26 protein-coding genes and 1 riboswitch are annotated in these 26,608 nt (G+C 70.0%); of the genes, 10 read left to right on the top strand and 16 right to left on the bottom strand.

The window, feature by feature from the left end; translation table 11 throughout:
* Positions 1-63 precede the first annotated feature (63 nt).
* The gene (locus CXQ97_RS05055) at positions 64-345 is read right to left on the bottom strand and encodes an Lrp/AsnC family transcriptional regulator (protein ID WP_104179729.1); all 282 of its coding nucleotides are present in this window, start codon (positions 343-345) and stop codon (positions 64-66) included.
* Positions 346-375: 30 nt separating this feature from the next.
* Entirely contained in the window at positions 376-801 is a 426-nt protein-coding gene (locus CXQ97_RS05050; RefSeq protein ID WP_104179728.1) for a DUF3054 domain-containing protein, read from the bottom strand.
* Positions 802-897: 96 nt separating this feature from the next.
* Here CXQ97_RS05050 and CXQ97_RS05045 point away from each other — a divergent pair, with 96 nt between their 5' ends.
* The 4 genes from CXQ97_RS05045 (at position 898) to CXQ97_RS05030 (ending at position 3,705) form a co-directional block, all read left to right on the top strand.
* Positions 898-1,362, top strand: coding sequence for a VOC family protein (locus tag CXQ97_RS05045; RefSeq protein WP_104179727.1), 465 nt, complete (start codon positions 898-900; stop codon positions 1,360-1,362).
* A 306-nt stretch (positions 1,363-1,668) separates the two neighbouring features.
* The gene (locus CXQ97_RS05040) at positions 1,669-2,196 is read left to right on the top strand and encodes a hypothetical protein (protein WP_104179726.1); all 528 of its coding nucleotides are present in this window, start codon (positions 1,669-1,671) and stop codon (positions 2,194-2,196) included.
* A 245-nt stretch (positions 2,197-2,441) separates the two neighbouring features.
* On the top strand, positions 2,442-2,996 hold the full coding sequence (locus CXQ97_RS05035) for a cysteine hydrolase family protein (protein WP_104179725.1): 555 nt from the start codon (positions 2,442-2,444) through the stop codon (positions 2,994-2,996).
* Between the two features lie 199 nt (positions 2,997-3,195).
* Entirely contained in the window at positions 3,196-3,705 is a 510-nt protein-coding gene (locus CXQ97_RS05030; protein WP_146069571.1) for a hypothetical protein, read from the top strand.
* Between the two features lie 92 nt (positions 3,706-3,797).
* On the opposite strand, the gene CXQ97_RS05025 is transcribed toward CXQ97_RS05030, so the two are convergent.
* Positions 3,798-5,321, bottom strand: a complete 1,524-nt coding sequence (locus tag CXQ97_RS05025) for a phospholipase D-like domain-containing protein (RefSeq protein ID WP_104179723.1) — start codon at positions 5,319-5,321, stop codon at positions 3,798-3,800.
* 264 nt (positions 5,322-5,585) lie between these two features.
* Between CXQ97_RS05025 and CXQ97_RS05020 the strand changes: the two genes are divergently transcribed.
* Positions 5,586-6,533, top strand: coding sequence for a helix-turn-helix domain-containing protein (locus CXQ97_RS05020; protein WP_104179722.1), 948 nt, complete (start codon positions 5,586-5,588; stop codon positions 6,531-6,533).
* On the opposite strand, the gene CXQ97_RS05015 is transcribed toward CXQ97_RS05020, so the two are convergent.
* The 10 genes from CXQ97_RS05015 to CXQ97_RS04970 all read right to left on the bottom strand — a co-directional run bounded on the left by CXQ97_RS05015 (position 6,525) and on the right by CXQ97_RS04970 (position 17,295).
* Positions 6,525-7,472, bottom strand: a complete 948-nt coding sequence (locus CXQ97_RS05015) for a helix-turn-helix domain-containing protein (protein ID WP_181034977.1) — start codon at positions 7,470-7,472, stop codon at positions 6,525-6,527. The two genes, CXQ97_RS05020 and CXQ97_RS05015, sit on opposite strands and share 9 nt — an antisense overlap.
* Before the next feature lie 197 nt (positions 7,473-7,669).
* A complete protein-coding gene (locus CXQ97_RS05010; RefSeq protein ID WP_104179720.1) occupies positions 7,670-8,242 on the bottom strand; it encodes an MOSC domain-containing protein in 573 nt (190 codons plus the stop codon).
* 47 nt (positions 8,243-8,289) lie between these two features.
* Complete coding sequence (locus CXQ97_RS05005) at positions 8,290-9,570, bottom strand: acyl-CoA dehydrogenase family protein (protein ID WP_104179719.1); 1,281 nt, start codon at positions 9,568-9,570, stop codon at positions 8,290-8,292.
* Between the two features lie 9 nt (positions 9,571-9,579).
* Positions 9,580-11,028, bottom strand: coding sequence for an LLM class flavin-dependent oxidoreductase (locus CXQ97_RS05000; protein WP_104179718.1), 1,449 nt, complete (start codon positions 11,026-11,028; stop codon positions 9,580-9,582).
* A complete protein-coding gene (locus CXQ97_RS04995) occupies positions 11,025-12,731 on the bottom strand; it encodes an ABC transporter ATP-binding protein (protein ID WP_104179717.1) in 1,707 nt (568 codons plus the stop codon). Before CXQ97_RS04995 ends, CXQ97_RS05000 begins: the two co-directional genes overlap by 4 nt.
* Positions 12,728-13,639 (bottom strand): ABC transporter permease, encoded by a 912-nt coding sequence (locus tag CXQ97_RS04990; RefSeq protein ID WP_104179716.1) that lies wholly within the window; start codon positions 13,637-13,639, stop codon positions 12,728-12,730. The genes CXQ97_RS04995 and CXQ97_RS04990 overlap by 4 nt, the downstream gene beginning before the upstream one ends.
* Entirely contained in the window at positions 13,636-14,568 is a 933-nt protein-coding gene (locus tag CXQ97_RS04985) for an ABC transporter permease (protein ID WP_104179715.1), read from the bottom strand. Before CXQ97_RS04985 ends, CXQ97_RS04990 begins: the two co-directional genes overlap by 4 nt.
* Positions 14,569-16,239: an ABC transporter substrate-binding protein gene (locus tag CXQ97_RS04980; RefSeq protein WP_104179714.1), complete on the bottom strand. Its 1,671-nt coding sequence runs from the start codon at positions 16,237-16,239 to the stop codon at positions 14,569-14,571.
* Positions 16,240-16,376: 137 nt separating this feature from the next.
* Positions 16,377-16,504: riboswitch (SAM riboswitch) on the bottom strand.
* Positions 16,505-16,613: 109 nt separating this feature from the next.
* Positions 16,614-17,042, bottom strand: a complete 429-nt coding sequence (locus CXQ97_RS04975) for a VOC family protein (protein ID WP_104179713.1) — start codon at positions 17,040-17,042, stop codon at positions 16,614-16,616.
* A gap of 37 nt (positions 17,043-17,079) precedes the next feature.
* Positions 17,080-17,295, bottom strand: a complete 216-nt coding sequence (locus tag CXQ97_RS04970; RefSeq protein ID WP_104179712.1) for a hypothetical protein — start codon at positions 17,293-17,295, stop codon at positions 17,080-17,082.
* 220 nt (positions 17,296-17,515) lie between these two features.
* On the opposite strand from CXQ97_RS04970, the gene CXQ97_RS04965 reads away from it, so the two are divergent.
* A complete protein-coding gene (locus CXQ97_RS04965; protein WP_104179711.1) occupies positions 17,516-19,033 on the top strand; it encodes a CYTH and CHAD domain-containing protein in 1,518 nt (505 codons plus the stop codon).
* A gap of 418 nt (positions 19,034-19,451) precedes the next feature.
* Here CXQ97_RS04965 and CXQ97_RS04960 read toward each other — a convergent pair whose 3' ends face one another.
* Entirely contained in the window at positions 19,452-20,270 is an 819-nt protein-coding gene (locus tag CXQ97_RS04960) for a polysaccharide deacetylase family protein (RefSeq protein WP_104179710.1), read from the bottom strand.
* Positions 20,271-20,528: 258 nt separating this feature from the next.
* Here CXQ97_RS04960 and CXQ97_RS04955 point away from each other — a divergent pair, with 258 nt between their 5' ends.
* The gene (locus CXQ97_RS04955; protein ID WP_104179709.1) at positions 20,529-21,245 is read left to right on the top strand and encodes a VIT family protein; all 717 of its coding nucleotides are present in this window, start codon (positions 20,529-20,531) and stop codon (positions 21,243-21,245) included.
* An 88-nt stretch (positions 21,246-21,333) separates the two neighbouring features.
* On the opposite strand, the gene CXQ97_RS04950 is transcribed toward CXQ97_RS04955, so the two are convergent.
* Together CXQ97_RS04950 and CXQ97_RS04945 are read right to left on the bottom strand one after the other, a co-directional pair.
* Positions 21,334-22,236, bottom strand: coding sequence for a diacylglycerol kinase family protein (locus CXQ97_RS04950; RefSeq protein ID WP_104179708.1), 903 nt, complete (start codon positions 22,234-22,236; stop codon positions 21,334-21,336).
* Between the two features lie 231 nt (positions 22,237-22,467).
* Complete coding sequence (locus tag CXQ97_RS04945; RefSeq protein WP_258062279.1) at positions 22,468-24,000, bottom strand: DUF4389 domain-containing protein; 1,533 nt, start codon at positions 23,998-24,000, stop codon at positions 22,468-22,470.
* Between the two features lie 556 nt (positions 24,001-24,556).
* Between CXQ97_RS04945 and CXQ97_RS04940 the strand changes: the two genes are divergently transcribed.
* The 3 genes from CXQ97_RS04940 (at position 24,557) to CXQ97_RS04930 (ending at position 26,522) form a co-directional block, all read left to right on the top strand.
* Positions 24,557-25,357 (top strand): hypothetical protein, encoded by an 801-nt coding sequence (locus tag CXQ97_RS04940; RefSeq protein WP_104179706.1) that lies wholly within the window; start codon positions 24,557-24,559, stop codon positions 25,355-25,357.
* Positions 25,358-25,840: 483 nt separating this feature from the next.
* Positions 25,841-26,176 (top strand): helix-turn-helix transcriptional regulator, encoded by a 336-nt coding sequence (locus tag CXQ97_RS04935; RefSeq protein ID WP_306739486.1) that lies wholly within the window; start codon positions 25,841-25,843, stop codon positions 26,174-26,176.
* A gap of 46 nt (positions 26,177-26,222) precedes the next feature.
* Positions 26,223-26,522 carry a hypothetical protein gene (locus CXQ97_RS04930; RefSeq protein ID WP_104179704.1) on the top strand — a complete coding sequence of 100 codons (300 nt, stop codon included), beginning with the start codon at positions 26,223-26,225 and terminating at the stop codon, positions 26,520-26,522.
* Positions 26,523-26,608 lie beyond the last annotated feature (86 nt).

Below are 26,608 nucleotides of genomic sequence, written 5' to 3'. Positions count from 1 at the left end.
GCCGCAGGCGGACCCGCGGCGGACCGGTGGGGTGACCGGCGGGGAGGCGACCAGTACGGCGCGTCAGCTGTCGAAGCCGAGCGAGAACGCGGCGTCGAGGTCGTGCTGCGAGTAGGAGCGGAAGGCGATCTGCGTCGTCGTCGACCGGATGCCCTCGACCTTCGAGAGGCGGTCCGCGATCACGTCCGCGAGGTCCTCGTGGCGGCTCACGCGGGCGATGGCGATGAGGTCCCATTCGCCCGTCACCGAGTAGACCTCGCTGATGCCCTCGATCTCGGAGATGGCCTGCGCGCTCTCGGGGATGCGTGCGGCGTCGGTCTGGATGAGGACGAATGCGGTGATCATGGCGTGCCTTTCGGGTAGGAACCTCGGCCCTTACGCTACCGGCCGACGGCGGCGTCCGCGGATCACGCGCGCCACGGCCCGCGGCACCAGCAGGAAGACGCCGAGGACGAGCAGGGTCACGATCTGGAAGCTGACGGGCACGCCGCCTCCGGCGATGGCACGCAGGGCGAGCCCGCCGGCGACGGTTCCGAGCCACAGCGCGGCAGCTGTCGGCCAGGGGGAGGCGGGAGTACGCCAGGCCCGCGACACGAGCGCCGTGACCGCGTACGCGGTCAGGAACGGCCACCCCGTCTCGAGGACGCCCGCCACGGTGACGCCGTGCTCGTGCGTGCGGCGACCGGATGCGGCGAACACGAGGACGAGGGCGGCGTCGGCGACGAACCACCCGACGGACGCGAGCGGCACGGTGCCCTGCTGACTCCGGACGGAGGAGCGGTCAGGGGTGCGGCGGGCCATGCTTCCAGCCTAGTGGTTGTCGATGGAGGAGCCGTCAACTACATTCGGGCGACGGTCTGCGCGCAGCAGCGCGGACATGAGCGAAGGACACCTGCGATGGGATCGATCACCCCGTGCCTCTGGTTCGACGGCCAGGCAGAAGAGGCAGCCACGCTGTACACCTCCGTGGTGCGGAACTCGCGCATCGTGAACGTCTCCCGTGCAGGGGCGGACCCGGGGGATCCTGCCCTCACGGTCTCGTTCGAGCTCGACGGGCAGCCGTTCGTGGCCCTCAACGGCGGTCCCCAGTTCTCCTTCACCGAAGCCGTGTCCTTCCAGATCTCCTGCGGTGACCAGGCCGAGGTGGACCGCTACTGGTCGGCGCTGACCGAGGGGGGCGAGGAGAGCCAGTGCGGCTGGCTCAAGGACCGGTTCGGCCTGTCGTGGCAGGTCATCCCGACGGTGCTGCCGAACCTGATCGGGGGCGACGACGCCGAGGGCGCGCAGCGCGCGATGACGGCCATGCTGGCGATGCGCAAGCTGGACATCGCGGCCCTCGAAGCGGCGTACAGCGGCTCCTGACACGCGGAGCCGCGTGCAGCCCCGGATCAGACCCGGGCCCGGCCCGGGTCGGGGGTGGCCGGTCGGATGAGCGGTTCCACGAGCGCGGACCGAGGCTCTCCACCGAGCTCCTCCGGGCAGTCCACGTCGGCCCCGGCGATCGGCCTCGGCATCCCGCACGATCGCGGGCAACCGGACCCCAGGGACACAGCCGGCGCACAGGGATGCGAAAGCTGCGCCACAAGCGGGCCGGTGACAGTGGTGCTGGGCCGGAAAGGCCCAGACCACTGCAAACGGCCGCCGGGAGCGGCAGATCGAGGAGACATCATGAGTCAGCGGAGGAAGATCGCACTGGGCGTCGGAGCGGCAGCCCTGGTCGCCGGGGCGAGCCTCGGAGTCACGGGCATGGCCAACGCGACCACGACGGCGACGCCCGCACCGTCCGCGAGCGCTTCGGCCACGCCGGGCGGCGAGGTCCGGGGCGGGTTCGGCCGACACGGCAGCGGGTTCGACACGGCCGCTCTGGCGGACAGGCTGGGACTGGAGGAAGCAGCAGTCGAGGAAGCTCTGCTGACCCTGCGGGGCGAGGTGCCCGCTCGGGACGACGCGGGGGCGCGACCGGACCCCGACGCGCTGCAGTCGGAGCTCGCCGCCTCGCTCGCCGCAGCGCTCGGGGTCGACGAGGCGACGGTGCAGGCCGCCCTCGCCGAGCTCGGGGCCGAGCACCAGGAGGAACGCTCCGCGGCCCTGCAGGAAAGGCTGGACGCCGCCGTCGCGGACGGCTCGCTCACCCGGGAGGAGGCCGACGGAGCGGCGAAAGCCGTGGAGCTCGGCGTCATCGGCGGGCACCGCTGAGGCGGCCCGATCGTGCGGCAGGGCCCGGTGGAGCAGTACGGTACCCGCGCGCGCAACAGCTCCTGATCCTGCCCTCGGACCCGTAGGAGCGGCTGCTCGCGGCGCGAGGATGGTTCCGCCCGGCCGACGCCGTTGCGGAACCATCCTGTCCTCGATGCTCCTGCAGGGACCCCTGCTCACCGGTACGCTCGGCGCAGTCGGACCCACCGACGAGCAGAGCAGCCGATCCAGCCCGAGGAGCAGCCATGACCACCCTCCAGAACCGCCCGAACACCGCACTTCTGGTCATCGACGTCCAGAACGGCGTCGTCGCCGGCGCCCACGCGAGGGACGCGGTGGTCGCGAACATCAACGACCTCGTCGGCAGGGCCCGTGCCGAGTCCGCTCCGGTGGTCTGGGTGCAGCACTCCGACGGGGACCTCGAGGTGGGCAGCGACTCCTGGGAGATCGTCCCCGAGCTCGAGCGGCGTGAATCCGAAGCGCTCGTGCACAAGACCTACGGCGACGCCTTCGAGGGCACCGAGCTCGAGGAGGTCCTCGCGGCGGCGGGCGTCGGCCGGCTCGTCGTCTCGGGCGCCCAGACGGATGCGTGCATCCGCTCCACCATCCACGGCGCCTTCGCCCGTGGCTACGACGTCACGCTCGTGGGCGACGCCCACACCACCGAGGACCTGAGCGCGTACGGGGCGCCGACGCCGGACCAGGTCATCGGTCACACCAACCTGTACTGGCAGTACCAGTCGGCGCCCGGTCGGATCGCGGGCGTCGCCACGGCCCGAGAGGTCGCCTTCACGGCATAGGACGCCGCGCGGGCGTCTGCGGCGCCGGCCGATGTACCGCCCGGAGCGGATGGGCCGTCCCTCCTCCGGCGTATCACTCGCGCACCGGGTGGTGCAATCGCGCGCCACCGTCCTGCACAGGAGGCGGAGCGACACCAGACTGGCCCACGAGGACGCGCGTCCCGGCGCGTCCCGAGCTGCTCCAGAGGGGGGTCCGGGCATGGTTCCACCACGGCGTGCATCGACCGACGCGAAGGCACGACTGCAGGTGTCCCCCGGTGGCGCGAAGCCATGGAGCCGCCGCCCCGTCCCGGCGGCCCCCACCCCGGCCGCCCGTCCCTCCGGCACGGTGTGGTGGTCGATCGCCGAGGAGTTCGGCCTCCTCCAGGGTCCTGCCGTCGACGCCCTCCTCGGTCCTTCCAGCCCACCGGCGGGGTGCCTCGCGGCCGACCGCAGAATCCTCGGCGTCGCGACGCGCGCGGGGAGGGTGCTCTACCCGGGCTTCCAGTTCGACAGCGCGGCACGTTCGGTCCGGCCGCTCATCGCCGGCGTGGCCAGGATCGGGCGGACCTCCGGCTGCCGTGACCGGAGGATCCTCGCCTGGTTCTGCCTCGCGTCCGGGTCTCTGGGCGGCGAGCGTCCCGTGGATCGTCTCGAGGAGGCGTATGCAGTCCTGGCGGCCGCGGAGGCGGATTTCCGCTGGGACCGCCGCGTCGACCCGTTGAACTGATCAGGAGACCGGCCCGACCGGGCGGACCGCGGCGACGGGAGGGACGACCGGCAGGGAGGCCTCGACGACCCGGTGGGCAGCCGTGGAGGCCCCTACTGCAGGGAGGACGTGAGCCGCGCGAGGTTGTCCACGACCTTGGAGCCCGTCGGACGCCGCAGCCAGTCGTCGAGGAGGAGGGGATCACTGTTGCGGCGGTACCCGTCCTCGACGGCGTCCAGCTCCGCGACCAGGGCCGGATCCCTGATGAGGACGGATACCTCCATGTTGAGCGCGAAGGACCGGATGTCCATGTTGCTCGAGCCGATCACCGCCACGTCGTCGTCGATGCTGAAGTGCTTGCTGTGCAGGACGTGCGGGGCCCGGTAGAGCCACACGCTGACGCCGGCTCGGAGGAGTGCCTCGTAGTAGGAGCGCTGCGCGTGGTGGACGAGGGGCTGGTCGCCGATGGCGGACACGAACAGGTCGACCCGGACACCGCGGGCGGCCGCGGTGACGATGGCCAGCATCAGCGACTCCTCCGGCACGAAGTACGGGCTGGTGATGGTGACGCGGCGCGTCGCGTTCTGGATCATGTGGACGTAGAGCTTGAGGTTGTTCGCGTTCTCGAACGTCGGCCCGCTCGGGACGATCTGCACGTCCGCGGTCGCTCCCGGCAGCCGGCGCTCCGCCCCGAGGAGCAGCCCGCCGGTCGCCGCGGCTCGGGACGCGCCGCGCCTGACGCCCGCGTCAGCCCTGCTTCCCGCCGGTGCCGGCACGAGGGCCTCGCCGGTCTCGCTGTACCAGTCGCTGGCGAAGACGGCGGACAGTTCTGCGACCGCCGGGCCCTCGAGCACCACCATGAGTTCCTTCCAGCGCAGGCCGCGCGCGAGGTTCCTCTTCTTCAGGTAGGTGGCGTCGATGAGGTTCTGGGAGCCCGTGAAGGCGGCGTCGTCGTCGACGATGAGCAGCTTGCGGTGGTTGCGCATGTCCGGGCGCTGCCACTGGCGCCGCAGGGGACGCAGGGGGAGCATCGGGTGCCACTGTGCCCCCATCGCCGTCAGGGCGGCCTGGGTGGGCCGGCGCCTCGGAAGCAGGAAGCTCGCGGCGTGGTCGAAGAGCACGCGGACCACCACGCCGCGGGCCGTGGCCCTGGTGAGCGCCGCGAACAACGGTGCCGTGGCGTCGTCGAGCACCAGGATGTAGAACTCGACGTGGACGGTGCTGCGGGCGGCATCGATCCGTTGCACCATGCGCTGCAGGGCGTCGTCGTAGTCGCCGAGCAGCAGACCGCGGTTCCCGGCGGTCATGGGGAGCGCTCCGAGGCGCGCGTTGAGGGCCACGGCGGAGGCGAGCCACGGCGGCCACGCGTCCCTGTGGTCGACGGCGGCAAGCACCTGCGGCCGTTCCATCACCCGCTCGTTGAACCGGCGCTGCGCCTCCCGCCGCTCGCGGGGCAGCCTTCCTACTCCCACGAGCAGGAAGGCGAGTGCACCGAGGAGGGGGATGAAGATGATGGTCAGGACCCAGGCGATCGCCGCGGAGGGGTGCCGGTTCGCCGAGACGTAGACCGTCGCGACGAAGCCGAGGACGGCGTGGGAGATGCCGAGGACCGCAGCGAGGATCGCGCCGTCCGTCATCGTCCAGCCGCCGGTCGCTCCATGCCTGCACCCCGCTCTGCCCGCGCCTACCGGTGCGGCCATGCTAGGGGCAGGTCCGCGGGCCCTTCCCGGGGTGTCGCTGGACTGATGCCGGCCGGGCGTCCGATATGACTCCGCGGGCCGGCACGGGTCGCCACGGTGGCAGTGATCCCGCAGAATCGAACGCAGGGGGCCGCGCAGGCCCTTCGAGCGGAGTCGGACGGACGAGCGGGGGATCGTCGCGGGACGGGAGACGGAGCGGGTATGTCGGGCGTGCCGCCGGAGGTGCTGGAAGGGCTGACCTTCGTGCCGGAGAAGGACGGCCGCTGGGTGTGCCCCGGCGTCGACGGCCTGTCCCTGTCGCCTGCGGGCGGTGACGATCCCGAGCTGACCGTGCGGGCGAAGGCGGTGGGAGGCATGATCGCCGCCGCGACCACGCAGACCGCCCTCAGGGTGACCGCCGCGTCGGTGGGCCTCCGCGGCATGACGTACATGGCGTTCGCGGCGCGCGGACGTGCGTGCGTCACGCCGGTGGGTGGCTCGCCCGTACCCGTGCAGCAGGGCGAGGCGCTGATCCTCACGGAACCGATCGACCTCGTCCTCGAGAGCGGTGTCCCCACCCGGTGGATCCACCTCCTCGTACCTTCCGCCCGCCTCCGGGAGCGCGGGGTGGACCTGCGCGTCGGCGAGTGCCTCATCAGGCGCGGTGCGCTCGCCGGACCGGTGGCGGCGTTCGTCTCGGCGCTCATCGACGCGCAGGACACCAGGAACGCCGTGAGCACCGTGGTGGCGGCTCGGGTGCTCGAGAACCTGCTGGTGGCCGTCTACGGTGACGGCCTCGGTGATGCCGACCCCCGGGCCGACCAGCGCTGGCGGCTCCGCCGGACCGCGATCGATCTCATCGACGAATCCTTCGGTGATCCGCTGCTGACCCCGGCGTCGATCGCCGAGGCGGTCGGGGTGTCGCTGCGCCACTTGCAGCGCGCGTTCGAGGGCAGCGGCACGAGCATCGCCGCGGAGATCAGCGAACGCCGCACCGACAACGCCTGCATGCTGCTCGCCGCCCCGGCCTCGCGCGAGCTCACCGTCACCGAGATCGCGCGCCGGTCGGGTTTCTCGTCCGCCTTCGAACTGCGGTCGCGCGTGAGGGCGAGGTTCGGTGTCTCGCCCTCGGAGATGCGGCGCACGCTGGGCACCGACGTGTCACGGTGAGGGCTGCACGACCCGGGCCGGGATGAGCAGACGGTAGGCGGACGTCGGCATCCCGAAGCGGTCGTCGAAGGCGGCACGTAACTGGCTCGCGGACGTGAAGCCGGCACGTGCTGCGATGCGGCGGTCGGTCCGCTCGGGGCCGGTCAGGGTGTCGAGGAGCATCGCGGCGTGCTCGCTCCTGGCGCGACGGATCTCGAGGGCGACCGTCGTGCCCGACCCTTCGAACGCGCGCTGGAGATGGCGCAGCGAGACGTTGAGTTCGACGGCGACCAGGCGGGGACGGAGCGTGGGGTCGGTGAAGCGGCGGCGGACGATCGTGGTGGCCCGTGATCGGAGGAGTCCGCGCAGGGCTGCGTTGTCCATGCTGGGAGGCTCGGACTCCAGGAGGGCCCCGACGAGGAGTTCGACAAGGCCCCGTTCGGCCGCGCGCGAAGCCTGCCGGGACGCGGGAGGCGACCGGTGGAGGGCGTACGTGAACTCCCGCAGCGGGCCGAGGAGCGCTCCGTCCGCGCAGGCCCTCGCCGTGCCGGCGGGCAGGCGGATGCCCCGCCGCGAGAGCACGTCCAGGGGGAGGGAGACGAGCACGACCGCCGCGGGGCCACTCGCGTCGAGCGTCAGGGCGCCGCGGGAGGCTGCGACGACGCCGCGATCGACGGGCACCAGGGGGCCCCGGCTACCGTGCAGGGCGACGGATCCGGACAGCACCATCACCACCTGGGCGATCTCCTCCGTTGCGGCGAGCTGCAGGGTCGTCCGGGGTGGTACCGGGACGCACGCGACCGCCACCGCGCCGATGACCGCCCGGCGCCCGGTGGCGGTTGTGGCGCTGTATCGCGCCGGGACAGTGATCCGGCCGGTGGGCGCACCCGAACCGAGGCGGTGCGGAGTCCCCCCGGACCGGCGGTACTGCAGGGTGTCGGTGCCCGGCTGTGCCGCCATTGCCGCCCTCCCTCCCGGACGACCACCGCCCGTGCCATGGCCATGGAGCACCGCCTGGCGGGTCCCCTCCCGTGACCGATACCCCATGGTGGGTCAGCGCAGGGCCACGCCGTATCACCTGATCCGGGTGATTCTCGGCGGGATCGCCCGGAAACCGCCGGGAGTCTCCGCGAACCCGCCCGTCGCGGTGCAAGGGCTCAGGGCAGGCGGGAGGGACGCAGCACGGAGGCGTGGTCCGCCCTGCCCGGCTCCAGTGCCACTGGGCTGACGAGGACTGCCGGTCCGCGGTGGAGCGTCCCGCCGCCCAGCGGACGGCACCGCAGTCCGCCCCTGCCCCGCATGGCCTTGTGCGCCCCAGGCGCCAGGACGCGGTCCATCCACGCGCAGGGATGGGCATGCCGACCGCCATGGAACGCGACGCTCGCGCCGGCGGACTCCAGGACGAAGTCCTCCCCGATGAGCGGCGGAAGTTCGGCGCCGCGCAGCACCACGTTGCGGCGGGGAAGGAGCGGGTCGAAGGAAGGCATTCCCAGTTCCGTGGCGATGGCCTCGAGGGACTCGACGGCGAACAGGGTCACGGCGGCATCCATGTGCGCGGCCTTGCCGAAGAACCGGTCTCCCACGATCCCCTTCCCGGCGACGACCTCCACCTGATCCGCGTCGGTGGTGGGGACGTCGGCGGCACCGTCCCGCGCCCGGCCGAAGTAGGCGTGCGCGGGGGACACGAGCAGGTGCAGGATCTCGACGTCGTACCGGAACTCGTGCGTCATGGTCCCACGCTAGCCGCCCGGCGGCGCTCGCGGCACCGGAGTCCGGCTCAAGCGCCGCCCGGTTGCGGCTCCCGCTCCCCGTGGACGGCCCAGTAGCCCACGGATCGGGCCTTGTAGATGGCGGGGTTGTGCGAGGAGATGGTGCGCGCGTTGCGCCAGTGCCGGTCGAGGGCCCGCCCGGCCGACGTCGCCGACGCCCCGCCGACCTCGAACAGGTGGGTGGCCGCGGCCAGGGCCCGATCGACGGCGACCAGCTGCGCCTGGCTGACCGCGATCTCGGCGTCGTCCACCGCGGCGCGGGTGGCGCCACGCCCGTCTCCGGTTCCCCCCTCGCCCGGTCCGTCGGCCGCAGCGCCGGCCAGGAGCCGCTCGTACGCGGTGTCCAGGAGATCGGCGGCGGCGAGCACGACGGCGTCCGCCGCGAACGCGTGGCCCGCCAGCTCGCCCACCACCTGCAGCACCTGCGGGTCCTCCCGCGGCAGCGGCGTCGTCGCGTTGAGGTAGGACCGCGTGCGCGGCCGGACGAAGGCCGCCGCGTCCGCAGCGGCGGCGCGCGCGATCCCGGCGAGCGATGCCACGAGCACGAGCTGGAAGAACGCGTGAACATGGCTCGGCGCGTCGGGGGAGGAGGGGCGCACGTTCCGTGGGTCGACACGCACCTCCGCGAAGTGCGTGGTGCCGCTGCCCGTGAGCCGCTGTCCGAAGCCGTCCCAGTCGTCGATCCGCTCGACGCCGGGAGCCGTCGCCCGGACCGCGTACCCGACCCGCTCGCCGTCGTGCACGGCGCTCCCCGCGATCCAGTCGGCGTAGAGACTGCCGGTGCTGTAGTACTTCGTACCCGTGAGCCTCAGCGCGCCGTCCGGCGGGCTGGGGGACGTGAGCGCCGTGCGGATGTCGCGCAGCGAGGTGCCGGTGAGCTCGCTCGACGCGTTGCCGACCATCGCCCCCGCCGCGATGTCGAACAGCCAGCGGTCCCGGTGGGCCGACTGCGGCTGGAGCAGAGTCCCCTCGACATAGGCGAAGTGTCCGCGCCAAAGCTGCGTGAGGTTCGAGTCCGCCGCTGCGAGGTCGGTGAGCAGGATGAACAGCTGACGCAGTGACGCGCCCGATCCTCCGTACTCGACCGGCACGCGCAGGGCGCCGAACCCCGCCTCCTTCAGTGCCGCCACCTCGTCGAAGGGCAGCACGCGGTCCTGCTCGCGGCGCGCGGCGCCGGCGGCGACGACGACGAAGACGGGGCGGAAACGCTCGCGGAGCGCAGCCGTCGAGGGCGGGGCGACGGGCGGGCCGGCTTCGCCCGTCCGGGGCTGGTGGGTCGTCGTGGACACGATGGACTCCTAGGCGTAGGACGGGGCGGCAGGGGCGGTAGTGCGCACCGGGATCGCGGCGAGAGGCACGGCGTCGGCGCCGAGATTGGCGCCGTTGCGGTAGCGGGCACCGGGATGCTGGTCGAAGAGCCGTGTGGCACCCGGTCCGAACAGGCGCTCGCGGAGCGTCGATTCCTCGTACGACCTGCGGTACAGGCCGCGCTTCTGCAGTTCGGGCACGACGAGTTCGATGAAGTCCTCGGCCGTGCCGGGGCTGAGGAACTGCCGGAGGTTGAAGCCGTCGAGGTCCGTGCCCTCGACCCACCGCTCGATCTCGTCCGCGACCTCCGTAGGGGTACCGATCGCCACGAAGGGGCCGCGGTCGAAGCGCGTGATGCGCTCGAGCGCCTCGCCGACGGTGGTTCCGGCCGGGTGGCGCCGGTTGCTGGGCTGCCGGTCCCGGCCGGGCCTGTTCTCGCGGGCGAGGATGTCGTCGATCACCTCGTCGGGCCGGTAGGCCGCGAGGTCGATCCCCCCGCCTCCGGCGTGGGCGAGGTATCCCTCCGCGCTGGACAGGCGGCGGTAGTCGTCGGCCTTCCGCTGGGCTTCCTTGTGTGTCCTGCCGACGATGACGACGGCGCTCGCGAAGGCCTTGATGTGATCTGCGGCCCTTCCGTTGGCGACCGCGAGCCGGCGGAGGTCCTGCACGTTCTCCCGGTAGGCCGCCGCGTCGCGGCCACCGACGAACACGCCCTCGGCGTGCCGTGCCGCAAAGGCCTTGCCCGCCGTCGAGCTGCCGGCCTGGAACAGCACCGGGGTGCGCTGGAGCGAGGGGGCGCTCAGGTGCGGTCCGGCGACGGAGAAGTGCGCGCCGTGGTGGTCGATGTAGCGGACCTTCGAGGGGTCGGTGTAGATGCGGCGTTCGCGGTCCTCGATCACGGCGTCGTCGTCCCAGGAACCCTCCCAGAGCTTGTACAGGACGTCGAGGTACTCGTCCGCGATGGCGTAGCGCTGGTCGTGCTCCACCTCGTCGGCCAGTCCGAAGTTCCGGGCGGCGTTGGGGAGGTAGGACGTGACGATGTTCCAGCCGAACCGGCCCTTGGTCAGGTGGTCGAGCGTGGACGCGCGTCGGGCGAAGGCGAACGGCGGCTCGTACGTCGTGGAGAACGTGGCCGCGAAGCCCAGGTGCTTCGTCACGGCGGCCATCGCCGGGATGATCAGCAGAGGGTCGTTGCTCGGGATCTGCACGGCCTCGCGCAGTGCCGTGTCGGGGCCGCCCCGGTAGCCGTCGTACGTGCCGATTACGTCGGCGAGGAAGACGCTGTCGAAGAGCCCTGACTCGAGCAGCTTCGCCGTCTCCACCCAGAAGTCGAGGTCGTTGAAGCGGTGGCGGTTGTTCTCGGGGTGGACCCACAGACCGTGGGAGATGTGCCCCACGCAGTTCATCTCGAAGAGGTTGAAGGCGATCTGGCGTGTCATGAGCGGGAGTCCTTCCGGACGGCGGGGAGTTCGGGGATGGCGTTGATGAGCCGGCGCGTGTACTCGTGCCCGGGGTCGTCGAAGACCCCGGCGACGGGCCCGTGATCGAGGACCACGCCGTCCTTCAGGACCAGCACCTCGCGGCTGATGTGCTGGATGACGCCGAGGTCGTGGGAGATGAAGAGGTAGCTGAGCCCGAAGCGCTCCTGCAGGTCCGTGAGGAGGTCGAGGATGCGGGCCTGGACGGTGATGTCGAGGGCGGAGACGGGTTCGTCGCAGATGATGACCGCTGGCTCGGCGGCCAGTGCCCGGGCGATGGCGACGCGCTGCCGCTGCCCGCCCGAGAGTTCGAGGGGGCGGCTGGGGGACCTGTCGGCGGGGAGGCCGACGAGGTCGAGCAGTTCGAGGATCCGGCCGGCCCGCGCGGGCCGGGGCGTCCCGGCCGCGGCGACGGCCTGTCCGATCACCTGCCGTACGGTCTTCCGCGGGTCGAACGACTGCAGCGGATCCTGGTAGATCATCTGCACGGAGCGGCGGGCTGCGAGGTCCCGCGATGCCCGGTGCTCGGCCCAGGTGCGCCCGCGGACGCGGACGGTACCGGCGTCCGGTGTTTCGACGCCGAGGGCGATGCGGGCGACGGTGCTCTTGCCGCTTCCCGATTCGCCGACGATCCCCAGGGTGGTGCCCTTCCCGAGCGTGAAGGACACGCCGTCGACCGCCGTCCGTCGGCTGCCACCGGGACCGGCGAAGGCCTTCGTCACTCCCTCGACCGCCAGGGCGGGCGCGGTCGACGGGTCCGGTACCTCGCGGGACGGCGCCGGCGTCACGGCCTTCGATTGCCCGGGATCACGGATCGTCAGGCGTCGACCGCGCGACGAACGCGAGGGGATGGCCGCCAGCAGGCCCTGGGTGTAGGGATGCCGCGGGTCCTGCAGCACGGCCTGGACGGTGCCCTCCTCCACGATGACGCCGTCGCGCATCACGGCGACGCGGTCGGCGAGGCCGGCGACGACGGCCAGGTCGTGGCTGACCACGAGCATCGCCGTGCTGCCTCCCTTGAGGCCACCGAGCAGGCGGAGGACCTGCGCCGCGATCGTGGCGTCCAGCGCCGTCGTCGGCTCGTCCGCGATGAGGAAGCCCGGGTCCGCGGCGATGGCCGAGGCGATCAGGGCGCGCTGCCGGAGCCCACCGGACAGCTGGTGCGGGTACTGCCCGGCCCGCACCTCCGGGTCGGGGACGCCGACGGAGGTGAGGAGTTCCACGACGCGCCTCCGGCGGGCGCTGCGGTCGAGGTCACCGTGCAGGCGGAGGACCTCGCCCACCTCGTCGCCGACCGTGCGGAGGGAGTCGAGGGAGGACAGGGCGTCCTGGAGGATGAAGCCTGCCTCCCTGCCGCGGACCCGGGTCCACTGGCGTTCGCCCCATCCGGAGGTGTCCTGGCCGTTGAAGCGCTGGGCGCGCGACCGGACGTGCGAGCCCGGGCCGGTGAGTCCCACGAGGGTGCGGGCGGTGACGGACTTGCCGGAGCCGGATTCGCCGACGAGGGCGAGGCACTCGCCCGGTCGGATGGACAGGCTCAGGTCGTGAATGACCTCCCGGCGATGGCTGCCGCGGCCGAACCCGACGGAGAGCCCCTCGAGTTCGACGACGGGAGTGCGGGCCACGAGGGACGTGGGGGAGGCGGTGAGGGCGGTGGAGCTCATGCGAGCCTGCCTTCGGCACGGCGTCGGAGTTCGCGCCCGATCACGGTGATGGACAGCACCGTCGCGACGAGGAACGCCGCGGGGAACGTGATCATCCAGGGCGCGTTCGAGATGAAATTGCGGCCCGCCGAGAGCATCGCGCCCCACTCGGGGGCGGGGGGAGGGGTGCCGAGCCCGAGGAAGCTCAGGGACGCCCCGGCACCGATCGCCGAGCCGATGCCGATGGTCGCGAGGACGAGCACGGGCTTGACGACGTTCGGGACGGTGTGCGTGACGAGGATCCGCCAGGCCGGCAGGCCGAGCGTGCGGGCGGCCTCGACGAAGCCCGACCGCCGGACGAGGTGCGTCTGCGCCCTCGTGATCCGGGCGTAGTAGGCGATGCTGCCGGCGCCGATCGCGAGGATCGCGTTCTCCGTGCCGCCGCCGATGATGCCGATGACCACGAGCGCGAGGAGGATCTCGGGGATGGCGAGGGTGACGTCGAGGAACCGCATCACCGACGCTTCGACGAGTCGTCCGTTGAGCCCGGCGAGGAGGCCGATGGCGGTCCCACCGACCACGCCGATCGCCGTCGCGCCGACGCCGATGTACAGGGACGTGGCGGCGCCGTGGACGATCCGCGTGTAGTTGTCCGCGCCGGAGTCGTCGGTCCCGAACCAGGCGGAGGCACCGGGCGCCTCGAAGCTGCGGGCCGGGTCCACCGCGTACGGGTCGGCGGGAGCCAGGAGCCCGGGGGCGAGGACCGCCGCGGCGAGCCATCCGAGGAACACGGAGGCCAGCAGGATGCCGGGGCGGACGCGCCGGCGGCCCCGCCGCACCCGGGTCGTGCCGGCCAGGGCCGTCGGCCGGGGCGGGAGCGCCGCAGGAGGGGCGACGGCGGGCGGGATGGTGCGTGAGGCGATGCTCATGCCGTCACCACTTTCGGGTCGATGAAGGTGTACAGGAGGTCGATCACGAGGTTCACGACGACGTAGACCGCGGCCGACAGGAGCACGATCCCGATGATGACCGGCAGGTCCTTGTTGTAGACCGAGGCCAGCGCGAGGGAGCCGATGCCCTGCCTGCTGAAGAGGGTCTCGACGACGACCGACCCGCCGAGCAGTGCGGCGACGACGAACCCCGACATGGTCAGGACCGGCATCGCCGCGTGCCGGAGGGCGTGCCGGATCCGGACCGGGAGGTCGCGCATGCCGCGGGAGCGGGCTGTCAGGATGAACGGCTGCTCCAGGACGTCCTCGAGTTCGTTCCGCAGGACCTGCGAGAGCGTCCCGAAGATCGCCAGGGCGAGCGTGAGTGCCGGGAGGACCAGGGCTGCCGGCCCCTGGTTGCCCCCGATGGGGAACCAGCGGAGCGTGAACGAGAAGACGATCAGCAGCGCGAAGCCGATGATGAAGGTCGGCGTCGCGGCGAAGACCACCTCGATGCCCGAGACGATCGAACGGATCCAGGCGGCGCGCTGCGCGGACAGGATCGCGACCGCGAAGGTCAAGGGCAGGGCGACGACGACGGCGGCGGCCGCGAGTGCCGCCGTCGCGCCGATCTGCTGCCCGATGGCCTCCGTGACGGGTAGGCGCAGCCTGTAGGACTCCCCGAGGTCACCCTGCAGGAGATGACCGAGATAGCTGCCGTACTGGACGGTGAACGGCTGGTCGAGGAGGTAGTCGGTGCGGACCTGCGCCAGTGTCTCGGCGGTGGGCCGTGCGTCCGGTCCGCCGAGGATCAGCAGCGCGGTGTCGCCCGGGATGAGGTGGACGGCGAGGAACGTCAGCGTCGCCGCGCCCCAGAGGACGCCGACGCCGACCGCGAGTCGTGTGAGGACGCGGCGGAGGACGGCCACCTACTCGGCCTTCCAGGCGTAGGTCAGGACGGGCACCGGATGCGAGGTGTCCACGGTGACGTCGTGCACGGTGTTCGCGTAGGCGAACTGGCTCGGGTTCTCGTAGAGCGGCACGCCGGGCACGATCTCGAGCAGCCGGTGCTGGGCCTTCGAGTACGCTTCCTCGGCCTCGGGTCCGTCGTCGGCCTCGCGTGCCGTGGAGAGCAGGCCGTCGAGTCCGGGGTCGTTCACGTAGGACGAGTTCTGGCCGATCCGCTCACCGGTGATCTCGGAGGAGTGGTAGCGGATGAACAGGACGTCGGTGGTGTTGGTGTGCCACACCCCGGCCAGCGCGTCGTAGTCGCCGGCGTAGCGCAGTTCCGTGAGCTGGGCCTGGGGGAGCTGGATGATCCGGAGGTCGAAGCCGACCTTCCTGGCCTCGCCCTGCAGCTGGACCAGCAGGGGGCTCGGCGTTGAACTCTCGACCGTGGGCACCTCGACCGTGAGCCGCTCCCCGTCCTTCGTGCGGAAGCCCTCGTCGTCGCGGCCGGTCCAGCCGGCGTCGTCGAGCAGCTGGTCGGCCCGCTCCGGGTCGTGGGTCAGGACGCCCTCGACCGACGGGTCGTAGTACTTGCTCTCCTTCGACAGGAAACCGTCGATCGGGGTATAGGTGCCGAAGCCGAGGCTCTCCGTGACGGCCTCCGTGTCCACGGCGGCGGCGAACGCCTGGCGGACCGCGAGGTCGTCGAACGGCGCGCGGCTCAGGTTGAAGCTGAGGACGTAGGGGCTGCCGGTCCGGGGCAGGTTCTCGTACGTGAAGCCGGGATCCGCCTGCACCGCGGCGGCGTTCTGCGGCGCGAGGTTCTCCGTCAGGTCGTACTGGCCGGAGACCAGGGACTGGTGGCGGATGACCGGTTCGCTGACGAGCGTGACCTCGACGCCGTCGAGGTACGCCTCGCCGTCGCCCTCGAGCCACTCCGGCGCCCAGCCGTAGCCCTCCCGCTTCGCGTAGCTGATGCTCTGGCCCGGCTGGTAGTCGGCGACGGTGAAGGGCCCGGTACCGATCGGTTCCTGGCACAGCGTCTCCGGGGACTCGGCGATGGCCTTGCCCGAGTTCATGCCGAGCCAGGACTGCGCGAGCGTGTAGAGGAAGGGGGTGTAGGGGTAGGCGAGGTGCGCTTCGAAGGTGTACTCGTCGAGGACTGTCCCGTCCACGTACGGGGCGATGTACGCGGCGGCGAGGGGCGACTTCGTGGCGGGGTCCCGCATGTGCTCGAAGTTCTGCCCGAGGACCTCGGCGTTCCAGGGTGAGCCGTCGCTGAAGGTGACGCCCTGCCTGAGGTGGAAGGTGTACGTCCTGCCGTCCTCCGAGACGTCCCACGACTCGGCGAGGTAGGGGGCGATGTCCCCGTTCTCGTCGAGGGTCACCACGTTGTCGTAGATCAGGCGTCCCAGGAACTGCTGCTGGGTCGCCGAGATGCCGTGGCCGTCGAGGCACCCGGGCTCGGCCGAGATCGACACGTCCAGGATGCCGCCGGACACCGGTCCGCCGTCCGGAGCGGAGGCCGGACCGGCCGGACCGGCCGTCCCGGCGCACCCGGTCAGGACGGTCAGGAGACCGACGGCGGACAGGGCCGTCAGCCGTCGGACGACGGCGCGATTTCGGGCAGGGGGGATCAGGGATGCATTCATGGTGAATTCCTCGGGAATGTTCTGACGCAGCGCGCAGCGCACATAGCCAGGGTGGTGAGAAGAAAGGAGGAGACGCGGACGGGGCGCGCCGGGGTCCTGCTAGGGGAGGGCGGTACAGCTCACGACGAGTGCCTTTCGGAGTGCTCTTGCCTGCACCGGACCAGCACCAGGTGCCGGGGAGAAGGCCGCTTCGTCATCCGAACCACCCACGAACATGGGGTTGGTGCGCGGTCCAGTCGGAGCTTGGCGACCGCGTCTCTTGAAGCTGGGACAACTATATGCAGATGCCCGGAGAATTCGACGAACAAAAAGAAATGTGACTCCTCCGGAATGAGGTCCCGAAGCGTCGTGGGGCGGGGATCCTGCCATTCATTTCAGCGCAGACTGACGGTGCCGTCGTCGAGGATGCGCCAGCCGGGATTGTGGGCGATCTCCCACGTCACTCCGACCGGATCGCTCACGAGGGCGTGGAGGATCCCGCCGAAGGCGCTCTCCTGGGGCTGCTTGAGGACCCTGGCGCCGGCACGCGCCATCGCCGCGACGACGGCGCGGGCCTCGTCCGGAGACCCCACGTTGTGGGACAGTGTGACGCCGGCCGGTGATGGTGCGACGTCCAGCCCGAGATCCTGGGCGAACTTGTCCGCGAGGAAGAACCCGAGCAGCATCCCGGGAGCCACCTGGTAGAAGATGACCTCGTCCGGGACATCGACCACCGGCGACCAGCCCAGCCCGCCGCCGTAGAACGACCGCGCGGCATCGAGGTCCGGCGTCGCGACAGTGAGGAAGTGCAGCTGCTGATCCATGGCGCGAGCCGGGCGGCGGCGTCGTACCGGGGCGGCTTCAGTGAGCCCGGCGGAGAGGGTGGGTCTCCCGGTACCGCTGGATATGGAGGGCGAGCTTGCGCTCGGCTTCCCGACGCCGCTCGCCCTGACGCTTGAGGTCTGATTCGGAGAGCGGATGTGCGAGTCGGTACACGTGCTCTCCCGTCGCCGCGGGCACGGGGGTGGAGGGGGTACGGAGGCGCATGGGTCGGGCCTGGGACTGCTCTGTGGTCATGGCTGTATCCTTCGTCGTCATGGGGTGCGTGACCGATCGCGCGGCGGCCGACGCGCACCTTCGTCTTCCCAGGGACTCCTGCCAGTCCTTGAGTGCAGCAAGTATGCGCCACGATCGGGAATCCCTCTAGGGTCTTTCGGCCCCGTCTCGGAGCCGCGAGCAGGCCGAGCCCCGAGGGAGCGCTACTGACGCGTGGTCGGGCGACGATATACAGTGCCGTATGCGACCTGAGCCTGCTGTGGAGATCGAGCGGAAGTTCGACGTCGACGACGACGTCCCGCTTCCCGCACTGGAGGACGTCCCCGGGGTCGGGGGTGTGGACCAGCCGGTGGAGTACCGCCTGAAGGCCGAGTACTTCGATACCGAGGACCTGCGGCTGGCTTCCCGCCGCATCACACTGCGCCGACGAACCGGAGGCGAGGACGCCGGGTGGCACCTCAAGCTGCCGGCCGGGCCCGACGAGCGCCACGAGTACCATGAACCGCTGCGCAAGTCCTCGGCGGTGCCCAAGTCCCTCCTGAAGCTGATCCGGGTGCACGTGAGGGACGGGGCCCTGGTACCTGTCGCCCGGCTGGACACACGGCGCACGGTGCACCACCTGCGCGGCGCCGAGGGCCAGATCCTGGCCGACGTCATGGACGACCAGGTGCAGGCCGAGGTGCCCGGGCGCACACCGTCCACCCAGCGATGGCGGGAGTGGGAGATCGAACTGGTCGACGGTTCGAGGGACCTGCTGGACGCGGCGGAGGCCGTCGTCACGGCGGCGGGTGCCCATGCCGCCGCTCATCGGTCGAAGCTGGCACGGATCCTGGGTGACAGGGTCCCCGACGGGGCCGCGGAACCCCCGGTCCCGACCCCGAGTGGTCCGGCCGGCGACGTCCTGCTCGCCTACCTGCGGGAGCAGGTGACCGTGCTCCAGCAGCAGGACCCCCAGGTGCGGGTCGACGGGCACGATGCGATCCATCGGATGAGGGTCTCCATCCGGCGGGCGCGGTCCGTCCTCGCGACGTACCGGACCCTCCTCGACGACACTGAGGCCGTCCGGCTGTTGCGCGAGGAGCTCAAGTGGCTCGCCGGTGTCCTCGGGAAGGCGCGGGACGCGCAGGTGATGCACGAGCGACTCCAGCGGATGCTCGCCGACGAACCCGCCGAACTCCTGCTGGGTCCGGTCGGGCGCAGGGTCGACGTCGAGCTCGGCGGGGACTACAAGAAGTTCCGCACCCAGGTGCTGAGGGCGCTGGACGGACGACGGTACTTCCGCCTCCTGGACGCGCTCGATGCCCTGGTCGCCGATCCGGCGATGGCACCCCGGGCGGCCGAGCCCGCCCACCGGGTGATCCCGGCGCTCATCAACCGGGACATGGAACGCCTCCGCAGGGTGGTCCACGATGCGAGGACCCACCCCGCCGGACTCGGCGACCACCCCGCCCTGCACGAGGCCCGGAAGGACGGCAAGCGGTTGCGCTATGCCGCCGAGGCGGCCGCGCCGATCGGTCGGAAGAAGGTCGTCCGGATCGCCGAGGCGGCGCAGGTCATGCAGAAGACGCTCGGCGAGCACCAGGACAGCATCGTCACCCGGGACCTGCTGCGGCGACTCGGTGCGAAGGCCTTCCAGGAGGGGGAGAACGGGTTCAGCTACGGCCGGCTGCATGCCCTCGAGCAGGCGGCAGCCCTCGACGCCGAGGCTCGTTTCCGCCGTGAATGGGAGTACTTCCCCACGCCGCTCCGGAAGAAGTAGCACTCCGCGGGCGCTCCAGGCTCAGCCGGGCGCCCGTCGTCCTGGTGGAGTGCCCGGGCGTGCGCGCGGCCCGTGCCCGCTCGGCGCTGGCCCGGCCGACGGGCCGGCAAGCAGCGGAGCCGGTTCCGTACCGCGTCCTCGGCCACTCGATCCATCCGCTCCTCACCGACGTGACGCTCGGATTCTGGCTTAGCGTGGCCGCCCGACCATGGGCGTGGCCCTCGGGCTCGCCGGGAACGCGATCGTATCGGGAGCGGGATTCCTGGGCGGGCATCTGGCGCTCAACCGCGGAACCGCGCGTCGGGTCTGACCTCACCGGCAGGACGACCGTTGACAGGTCCCCGGCAGCACCCACGTGGGAGTGCGCCCTGTGGCCCGGACGCGTCACACAACGGGTGGAGGGCCCTGCCGCGGCGGGTCAGCGCTGGAACATGTCGTCGAGGGTGACCGTCGTCAGTCCGCGGTCGGTGATGAGCTGCCGGAGCTGCGGGAAGACCCGCGTGACCGGCAGGAAGTTCAGGTGTCCGATCACGATGTGGGCGGGCAGGAACCACTGGTCGGCGAGGCCGAGGATCTCCTGCTCGGTCCGCAGGCCCGAGTCCGCCAGCGACCCGTACCACATGACCGGCGAGGTGTACCCGATCGATGCTGCTGCGGCGTCGGTCCGCTCGTCGCGGTAGCCGTACGGGGGGCGGTAGTAGGGTCGGGGGTCGACGCCGAAGGTGGCGACGATGAAGTCGTGGTTCCGCTGCAGCTCCGCGACGATACCGGCGTCGCTGAGGGCGGTGAGGTCGGCGTGGGACCAGGTGTGGTTGCCGAGCTGGACCTGACCGGAGGCGACCAGCGGCTTGAGCAGCCGGGCGTGGTCGGACCACCCCGGGTAGGAGCCGTTGAGGAAGAAGGTCAGTCGGGTGCCGCTCGTGCGGGCGAACTCGACGTAGAGCCGGACGACCTCGCTGTCGGATCCGTCGTCGACGGTCCAGGCGAGGACCTGGTCGGTCGTGGGAAGGCCGGTGAGCACGCCGGCCGGGAGCGGAACCTTCGCGGCAGGCGGCGCGGGCGCCGGTGTCACTGCCGGCACGGGGGGCACGGGAGGGGTGGACGTCGGACCCGGCGCAGGAGGTCGTGTCGCCGCACCGGATGCCTTCGCAGCACCGGCGGACGGGGGAGTGCAGGCGGCCATACCGAGGCCTGTACCGGCCGCGACGACGGCAGCGATGAATGTCCGGCGTTCCAAACGACGATCCTTCCCCCGAGGTGACCTGCAGAGACCCTTCGTCGACCCACGGTGCAGGTGGCGTCCCAGCGGCGCCGGCCGCCCTGCCTTCTCGACCAGGAGCCGCCGACGAGGCCGACCTTCGGAGCCTACAACGCGCATCGGATGTCCCCGTGCAGCGGCTCGCGACTCCTCACCGGGCCACTGCGGGCACGATCCGCGGAGGGGGCGAGCAGGTCCTGCGTGGAAGGGGCCGGCCGTGAGTGCTTTACTGCTTCCATGACTGGAGATCGGGAGACCATCGAGCCTCATGACAGCGGTCTGGCGGCGCGCCTGAATCGGTTGCGTGCGGCGGTGCTGGGGGCGAACGACGGGATCGTGTCGACCGCGGCGACGGTCATCGGGGTCGCGGGGGTGACGAACACGTTCGCTCCCATCCTGGTCGCGGGCACTGCCGCTGTCGTCGGGGGGTCCGTGTCGATGGCGCTGGGCGAGTACGTGTCGGTGAGCACCCAGAGGGACAGCCAGGAGGCCCTGATCGAGAAGGAGCGCCAGGAGCTGCGCGACGACCCGGCAGGAGAGCTCGACGAACTTGCCGGGCTGTATGCGGCCAAGGGCGTCAGCCCTGCGACGGCTCGTCAGGTCGCCCTCGAACTGACGGAGCATGATGCCCTCGCCGCGCACCTGTCGGCGGAACTGAACATCGACGAAGTGGAGGTCGCGAACCCCTGGCATGCGGCGTTCGCTTCCGCTGCCGCATTCGCGGCCGGGGCGGTCCTGCCCTTGCTCGCGATCCTCCTGCTGCCGGCGGGAGTCCGGATCCCCCTGACGTTCGTCGCGGTCCTGGTGGCCCTGACGATCACCGGGGCCGTCAGCGCCCAGGCCGGCGGAAGCTCGAGGCGGCGTGCGATCCTGCGCCTGATCATCGGGGGCGCCCTCGCCATGGCGTTCACGTACCTCGTGGGCGCCCTCCTCGGTACGGCGGGCGTCGCCTGATATCCCGCGCGTCGCTTCGTCGGGCCGTGCGGAGTGGCTTTCGTCCGCGTGCCCGGGAGTGCGGGTGTCGACCCGCCCTCGCGGAGGATCAGCCGAGGATGGCCAGGGCTCTGGGGACGCTGTCGATCGTGATGTTCGTGCCGACCTCGACGTCCTTGACTTCGCCGTCGATCTGGTAGGGGAGGGGCTTGAGGGTCGAGAAACGGTAGGAGGAGTAGCTGGGCTGGTCGCCGAGGCCCTTCGTGGAGGCGCGCAGCGCCGTGAGGAGGATCTTCCACTTGGCCATGTGGGGGAAGGTGATGACCTCGAACTTGCCGTCGGCCGGGTGGTCGTCGGCCTCGCTGAGGGTCGCGTACTTTGCCATCTGGGAGATGTTGGCGAACACGAGGCTGTCGAACTTCCTCCGCTTGCCGTCGCTCTGCCGGATCTCGAAGGGCTTGAACTTCCTGAAGGTCCGCGCGACGGAGAACATCTCCTTCAACGCGCCCTTGCTGCCCTTCTCGAGATCGATCGCCATGATCGGGGTCAGACCGAATCCGATGTAGGAGTGTGCATGCACCGGCTCCGTGGCCGGCCTCGCGTCCGTTCCCTCGATGCTGATGCGCAGCAGGTCGATCCTGCGCACCTCGCCCTCGATGATTGCTTCGTGGAGGGGCTTGCGGGCCGTGACGCGGCTGTGGTCGTTCGCATTGCCTGCGGCCAGGACGGCGCACACGGCGTCGTCGCTGCCGCTGGCCATGACGCCGTTGACGACTTCGTTGTACCCGCCGTCACCACTGACCGAGACGACCAGTGCGTTCCCGGCGGACGCGGCCTCACGGGCGAGGTCGATGGCGTGACCCGCGTGCTCGGTGGGCGTCAACCGCACGTCGGTGTCCGGCAACGCCGGCACCAGCTCGTCGCGGAGCTCGGCGGCGAGTGTCGGGGCATCACCCGTGCTGTTGGGATTGAAGATGATCGTGATCGCGGTGAACCGGCGGGGTGATTCCATGGGATGGGCCTTTGCTGATTGCTGACTCGAGGATGAAACTCCTGCTCCCAGCATAGATAAGCCTACTTACAATAAGTAGTCCTGCGATGCGGTGTGTACGTGCGCACGGTCTCGGCGCGCGACGCGGCCTGGGCAGGCGGTCGACGCTGTTCCCCGGCGCCGGTCGCAGCAGGGTCCCGGCTGTCCCCGCCGGAGGTGCCTATCCGGGTTCCGGCCGCGGGTCCGGCGACACTAAATATCCCGATCGACCGGTGAGGGCCGTCCGGCGTCGACGAGACCCGGCCTGTCGGGGCCCCGCGGTTGCAGGTCCGGCTCCTCCGACCCCTGGTCCATCCGGAACGGCGGGTACTCGTCACGCAGGAGGAGTACGTAGGCCAGCACACGGTACGTCCAGCGGGAGATGCCCAGGACGAAGTCGAAGAGTGGCCGCGGATAACGCGCGGTGAACAGCAACGCGAATCCTGCGACGAGAGCAAGGACGGCCAGGAGCGACGGGCCCGATGTTCGGACGACCTCGCCGGGATCGTTGCCGGGGGCGACCGTCCAGGACCAGGCGCCCGTCAGGACCGCGACGATCAGGAGGTGCGGCAGCGCCAGCAACCACCCCTTGACGAGGACCAGCCCGCGGTGCAGCCGGGCCGGGTGCGGTACGTGGAAATCGGCGGGGTAGGTGTCCACGGGAGCCAGCGTGAAGGGAGGGTACTCATCCGTCCCGAGCACCGAGGTGTAGAACTGGACCCGCCAGGTCCACCGGAGGACGCCCACCGTGAAGGGGAAGAGTGTCGCCGGGTACCGGCCTGTGAAGAGGATGACGACGCCTGCGGCGATCGTGACGATCCAACAGGCGACCCATAGCAGCACCAGGATCACGGCATGGGGGAGCGCCAGGAGCCATTTCACCAGCCACAGCCACCGGGACAGCCGCGGCTGAAGGTGTCCGGTCAGCCGGGTGGGGTGAGGCAGGGTGTCCCGTGCGGCATCCCCGGAGTCGGGACGGTGCCGTTCGCCAGCGGACATCACCCGGCCGTGTCGGCCTCTGCTCAAGGAAGGATCCAGGCCGCTGCCGAGGCCGCTCGCCCCGACGAGCACCAGGGGGATCCCGACCAGGAGCAGCAGGGCCGCGGTCAGGAGCAGTGCCACCCCGATCGGGGCGAACAGCGTCGACCGGAACGCGGCCTGCAGCTCTACGGCCCCGGAACGGCTACCGTCGGCGTTCATCACCACGAATGCCCAGTTTCCGGATCTCACGTCGATCGTGATCTCCTGCGTCTCCGTTCCCGATGCCGACGTCGCCCAAAAATCCTGTTCGGCCGGTGGACCTGGAACACCGGATCCTGGCACGTCGCGGTACAGGGCGCGGAACGGGGTGGTCTGGAGATCGACCAGTTCCGTGTGATTCACCGAGGACAGGTAGGTGTCCACGTCGTCCTGCCGGGCCACACCGATGAACACGGCCTGACCAGGCTGAGCTGCCGTCGCGCGCAAGCGCAGCGTGGCGACTCCCGCGGGAAGGTCCTCGAGTCCGTCCACCTCGTTCACCTCCACCCGGGTGCTGGTCAGAGCATAGGAGTCGTAGTCGAATCGCTCGGTGGAGGTCGTGAGGAAATCCCCGTCGCGCTGGAGGCCGGCCAGCGCCGCGACGGTGGCTCCACCGATACCGATAGCGCCCGCAATCGCGACGAGGAGGGCGCCCAGGAGGACCATGATGAAGGGAGCCGTCCGCATACGGGCTGCTCGGGGAACGCTGCTGAGAGGCGAGCTCATGACATGCCACCCTTGTCATCGCGAGATCGTGGATGGGAACGCGCCGCGGTCTGCACGGGCGTCGCCCTCGACCCGTTGCAGGTCTCGGGGACGTCCACTGTGCGCTCCACGAAGTAGCAGGACTAGGGCAGAAAGTCCTGCTCGACGGCGCCACCGTCCCTTCCTGCCGCCGACCGGGTCAGTGGTCGTGCTGGTCCGCGGCTGCCGCTTCGGGACCACGGGGACCGGGTCGTGCGGGTGGTCCAGCCGGGCAGTGCCGACAGATGGCCACCATTCATCGGAGGGGGCCCAGATCGGCTACCTGACATAATGTAGATTATCGGCAATAGCCGAGCCCTGCAATCGAGCGACTTCGACGATGTATATCCACATCCACTGTTGCCGGGTCGCAGTCAGATTCCGCCCTGAGCTTTGGGGACCACTTCGACCAGATGCGTTCCGACGGTTGCGGGCTGATGCGGCGGACCTTCGCCAAGCGTTACTTTGGACCACTGGCGCGAACGGCTCAACCTCCCTTGCCCTGCGGCTCGTCGGCCAGCTGTGACATAACTGGGAGATGATCGAGGACGTGTCCGAGCCATGCCAGATCGGCCTTGAGCTGCTCGCCAGCAGACCCGATGCTCCGCCCGGACTTAGAGCACCCGCCCTCGGCGGAATGGCGACCCTGTGCTGGATTCTCGGACGTAATAAAGAAGCGATCTCCCTGCACGAGGAGTTATTGGAGGCGTTCATGAGGGCTGGGAATGAACAAGGGGCCGCCTGGGCGATGTTGTGTGTCGCGGTGCAGGCAATGGATCGCAATGACGGGTCCGCCTACCTCCTCACTGAGGCAGTCTTGTTCATACCTCAAGCCAGCTTACGCACGCGGATCGCGGCTCTCATCTGTTTGAGCCGGCAGAATTATTACGACGGTCACTACTCACGCGCGCTCGAACTATGTGCCGAAAGTGCCGCGCTTGCCCGTCAGTTAGGAGACCGCCTCGTCCTCGGCGTCGCTCTGACCAACTTGGCAGAAAGCACAGAACAGGTCAGCGACCTTAGCACGGCCGAGGACCTACTCCGGGAAGCTCTTCTCACCACTCTCGAACTGGGCTCACAAGCCAACCTCGTCGGCTACCTTGAATCACTTGCCAGCGTTTACGTCCACCAGGCCCGCGCCGACCTAGCTATCCGTGTGCTTGCAGCGGCGGCCGCATACCCGATCGTACGTAGACATCCACTCACTGCACCAGAACTCCTCCAGATCGAAGAATTGCTTGCCACCGCACGCACTCAAGTCGGTCCTATCCGCTTTGGTCTTGCCTGGGCTGCTGGCCGAACTCTGACACTCCCCCACGCTATACAACAGATCCTCTAAGAAGGTGCTGCACAACACCAGCTTGTGGCTAGCATCCGGCAAGGCGGCCCAATAAATAGTTCTGCAATACATGCAGCACCGTGGGTGTAAAAGGTGGGGCATCCGGGTCACAGCTGACCAGTTTATGGCGTCCTAGCGAGTCGCCAAATTTTTTCTTCGGCAAACGGCACCATTTGTTAAAGACAAAATTTGAGATTTCCTATAAAAGCACAGATACATTGTCTGTTTCCTCGAAAATTAGGGTCGTCGTGCGATCTGAATGCTCAACATAAGGTTCGTTATCGGTGATTTTTCGTCAGCTGAGAAAGGGGGCTTTTGCAGGCCCGAAACAATCTCTTGGTAGGTCATACTCCCTTGCTGGCGGAGCGTCCCCGGCACCTCACAACCCGTCTCAGCAAGCTGCTCAGCACACCATCAGCGTGGCGCGAGACGCTCCACGGCGTCGCCAAAACGGCGTCGCAACCAGTCCGCTTGCATACAGACATGCATACGTGTTTATGTATTTGTATGACGGATGATGCTCAGCTCGAACAGGTAGCGGAGCTCTTTAAGGCACTCAGCACAGTGTCCCGGTTGAGGATCCTCACGTCCCTCGCAGGCAGCGAGGGGTCGGTAGGTGCACTCGTGGAAGCCACGGGATTGTCTCAGCCTCTGGTGTCCCAGCACCTGAGGCTTCTGCGGAGCATGAACCTGGTCACCGTCAGCAGGTCAGGGCGCGAAGCGATCTACGCACTGACCGACGAACATGTCGCCCACGTCATCGACGATGCGATCGCCCACACGGTCGAAGCATCACCGACGACCGAGCACAGTCACTAAGGACAGCCACTAGTTTCGCGGGTAAGCCCGCATCAAGGAGACCATCATGACCACCGAGATCAAGGCAGAGCACACCCTCGACGACCACAAGCACGGCACCGCCGATTGCACGCACGAGACCGTTCAGCACGGCGACCACACCGACTACCTGCATGATAGTCACCGCCACGCCGAGCACGACGATCACTACGACGAGCACGACGAGCCCGCCGAGCACACTGTCGTCGACCACACCCATGGCGCGGCCGACTGCACGCACGAAGCCGTCGAGCACGGCGACCACACCGATTACGTCCACGACGGTCACCGCCACGCAGCACACGGCGACCACTACGACGAACACTAAGACCATCTAAGTCCACGCGGTCTCGCCAGTCTTGATCGGAGTTCGCAACCTCGCCCAAGTGGGAGAAACCGCCGTAATGAACAGCA

Source organism: Arthrobacter sp. B0490 (assembly GCF_002929355.1).
Classification (GTDB): Bacteria; Actinomycetota; Actinomycetes; order Actinomycetales; family Micrococcaceae; genus Arthrobacter_D.
This window is presented reverse-complemented; position numbering and strand designations above follow the sequence as displayed.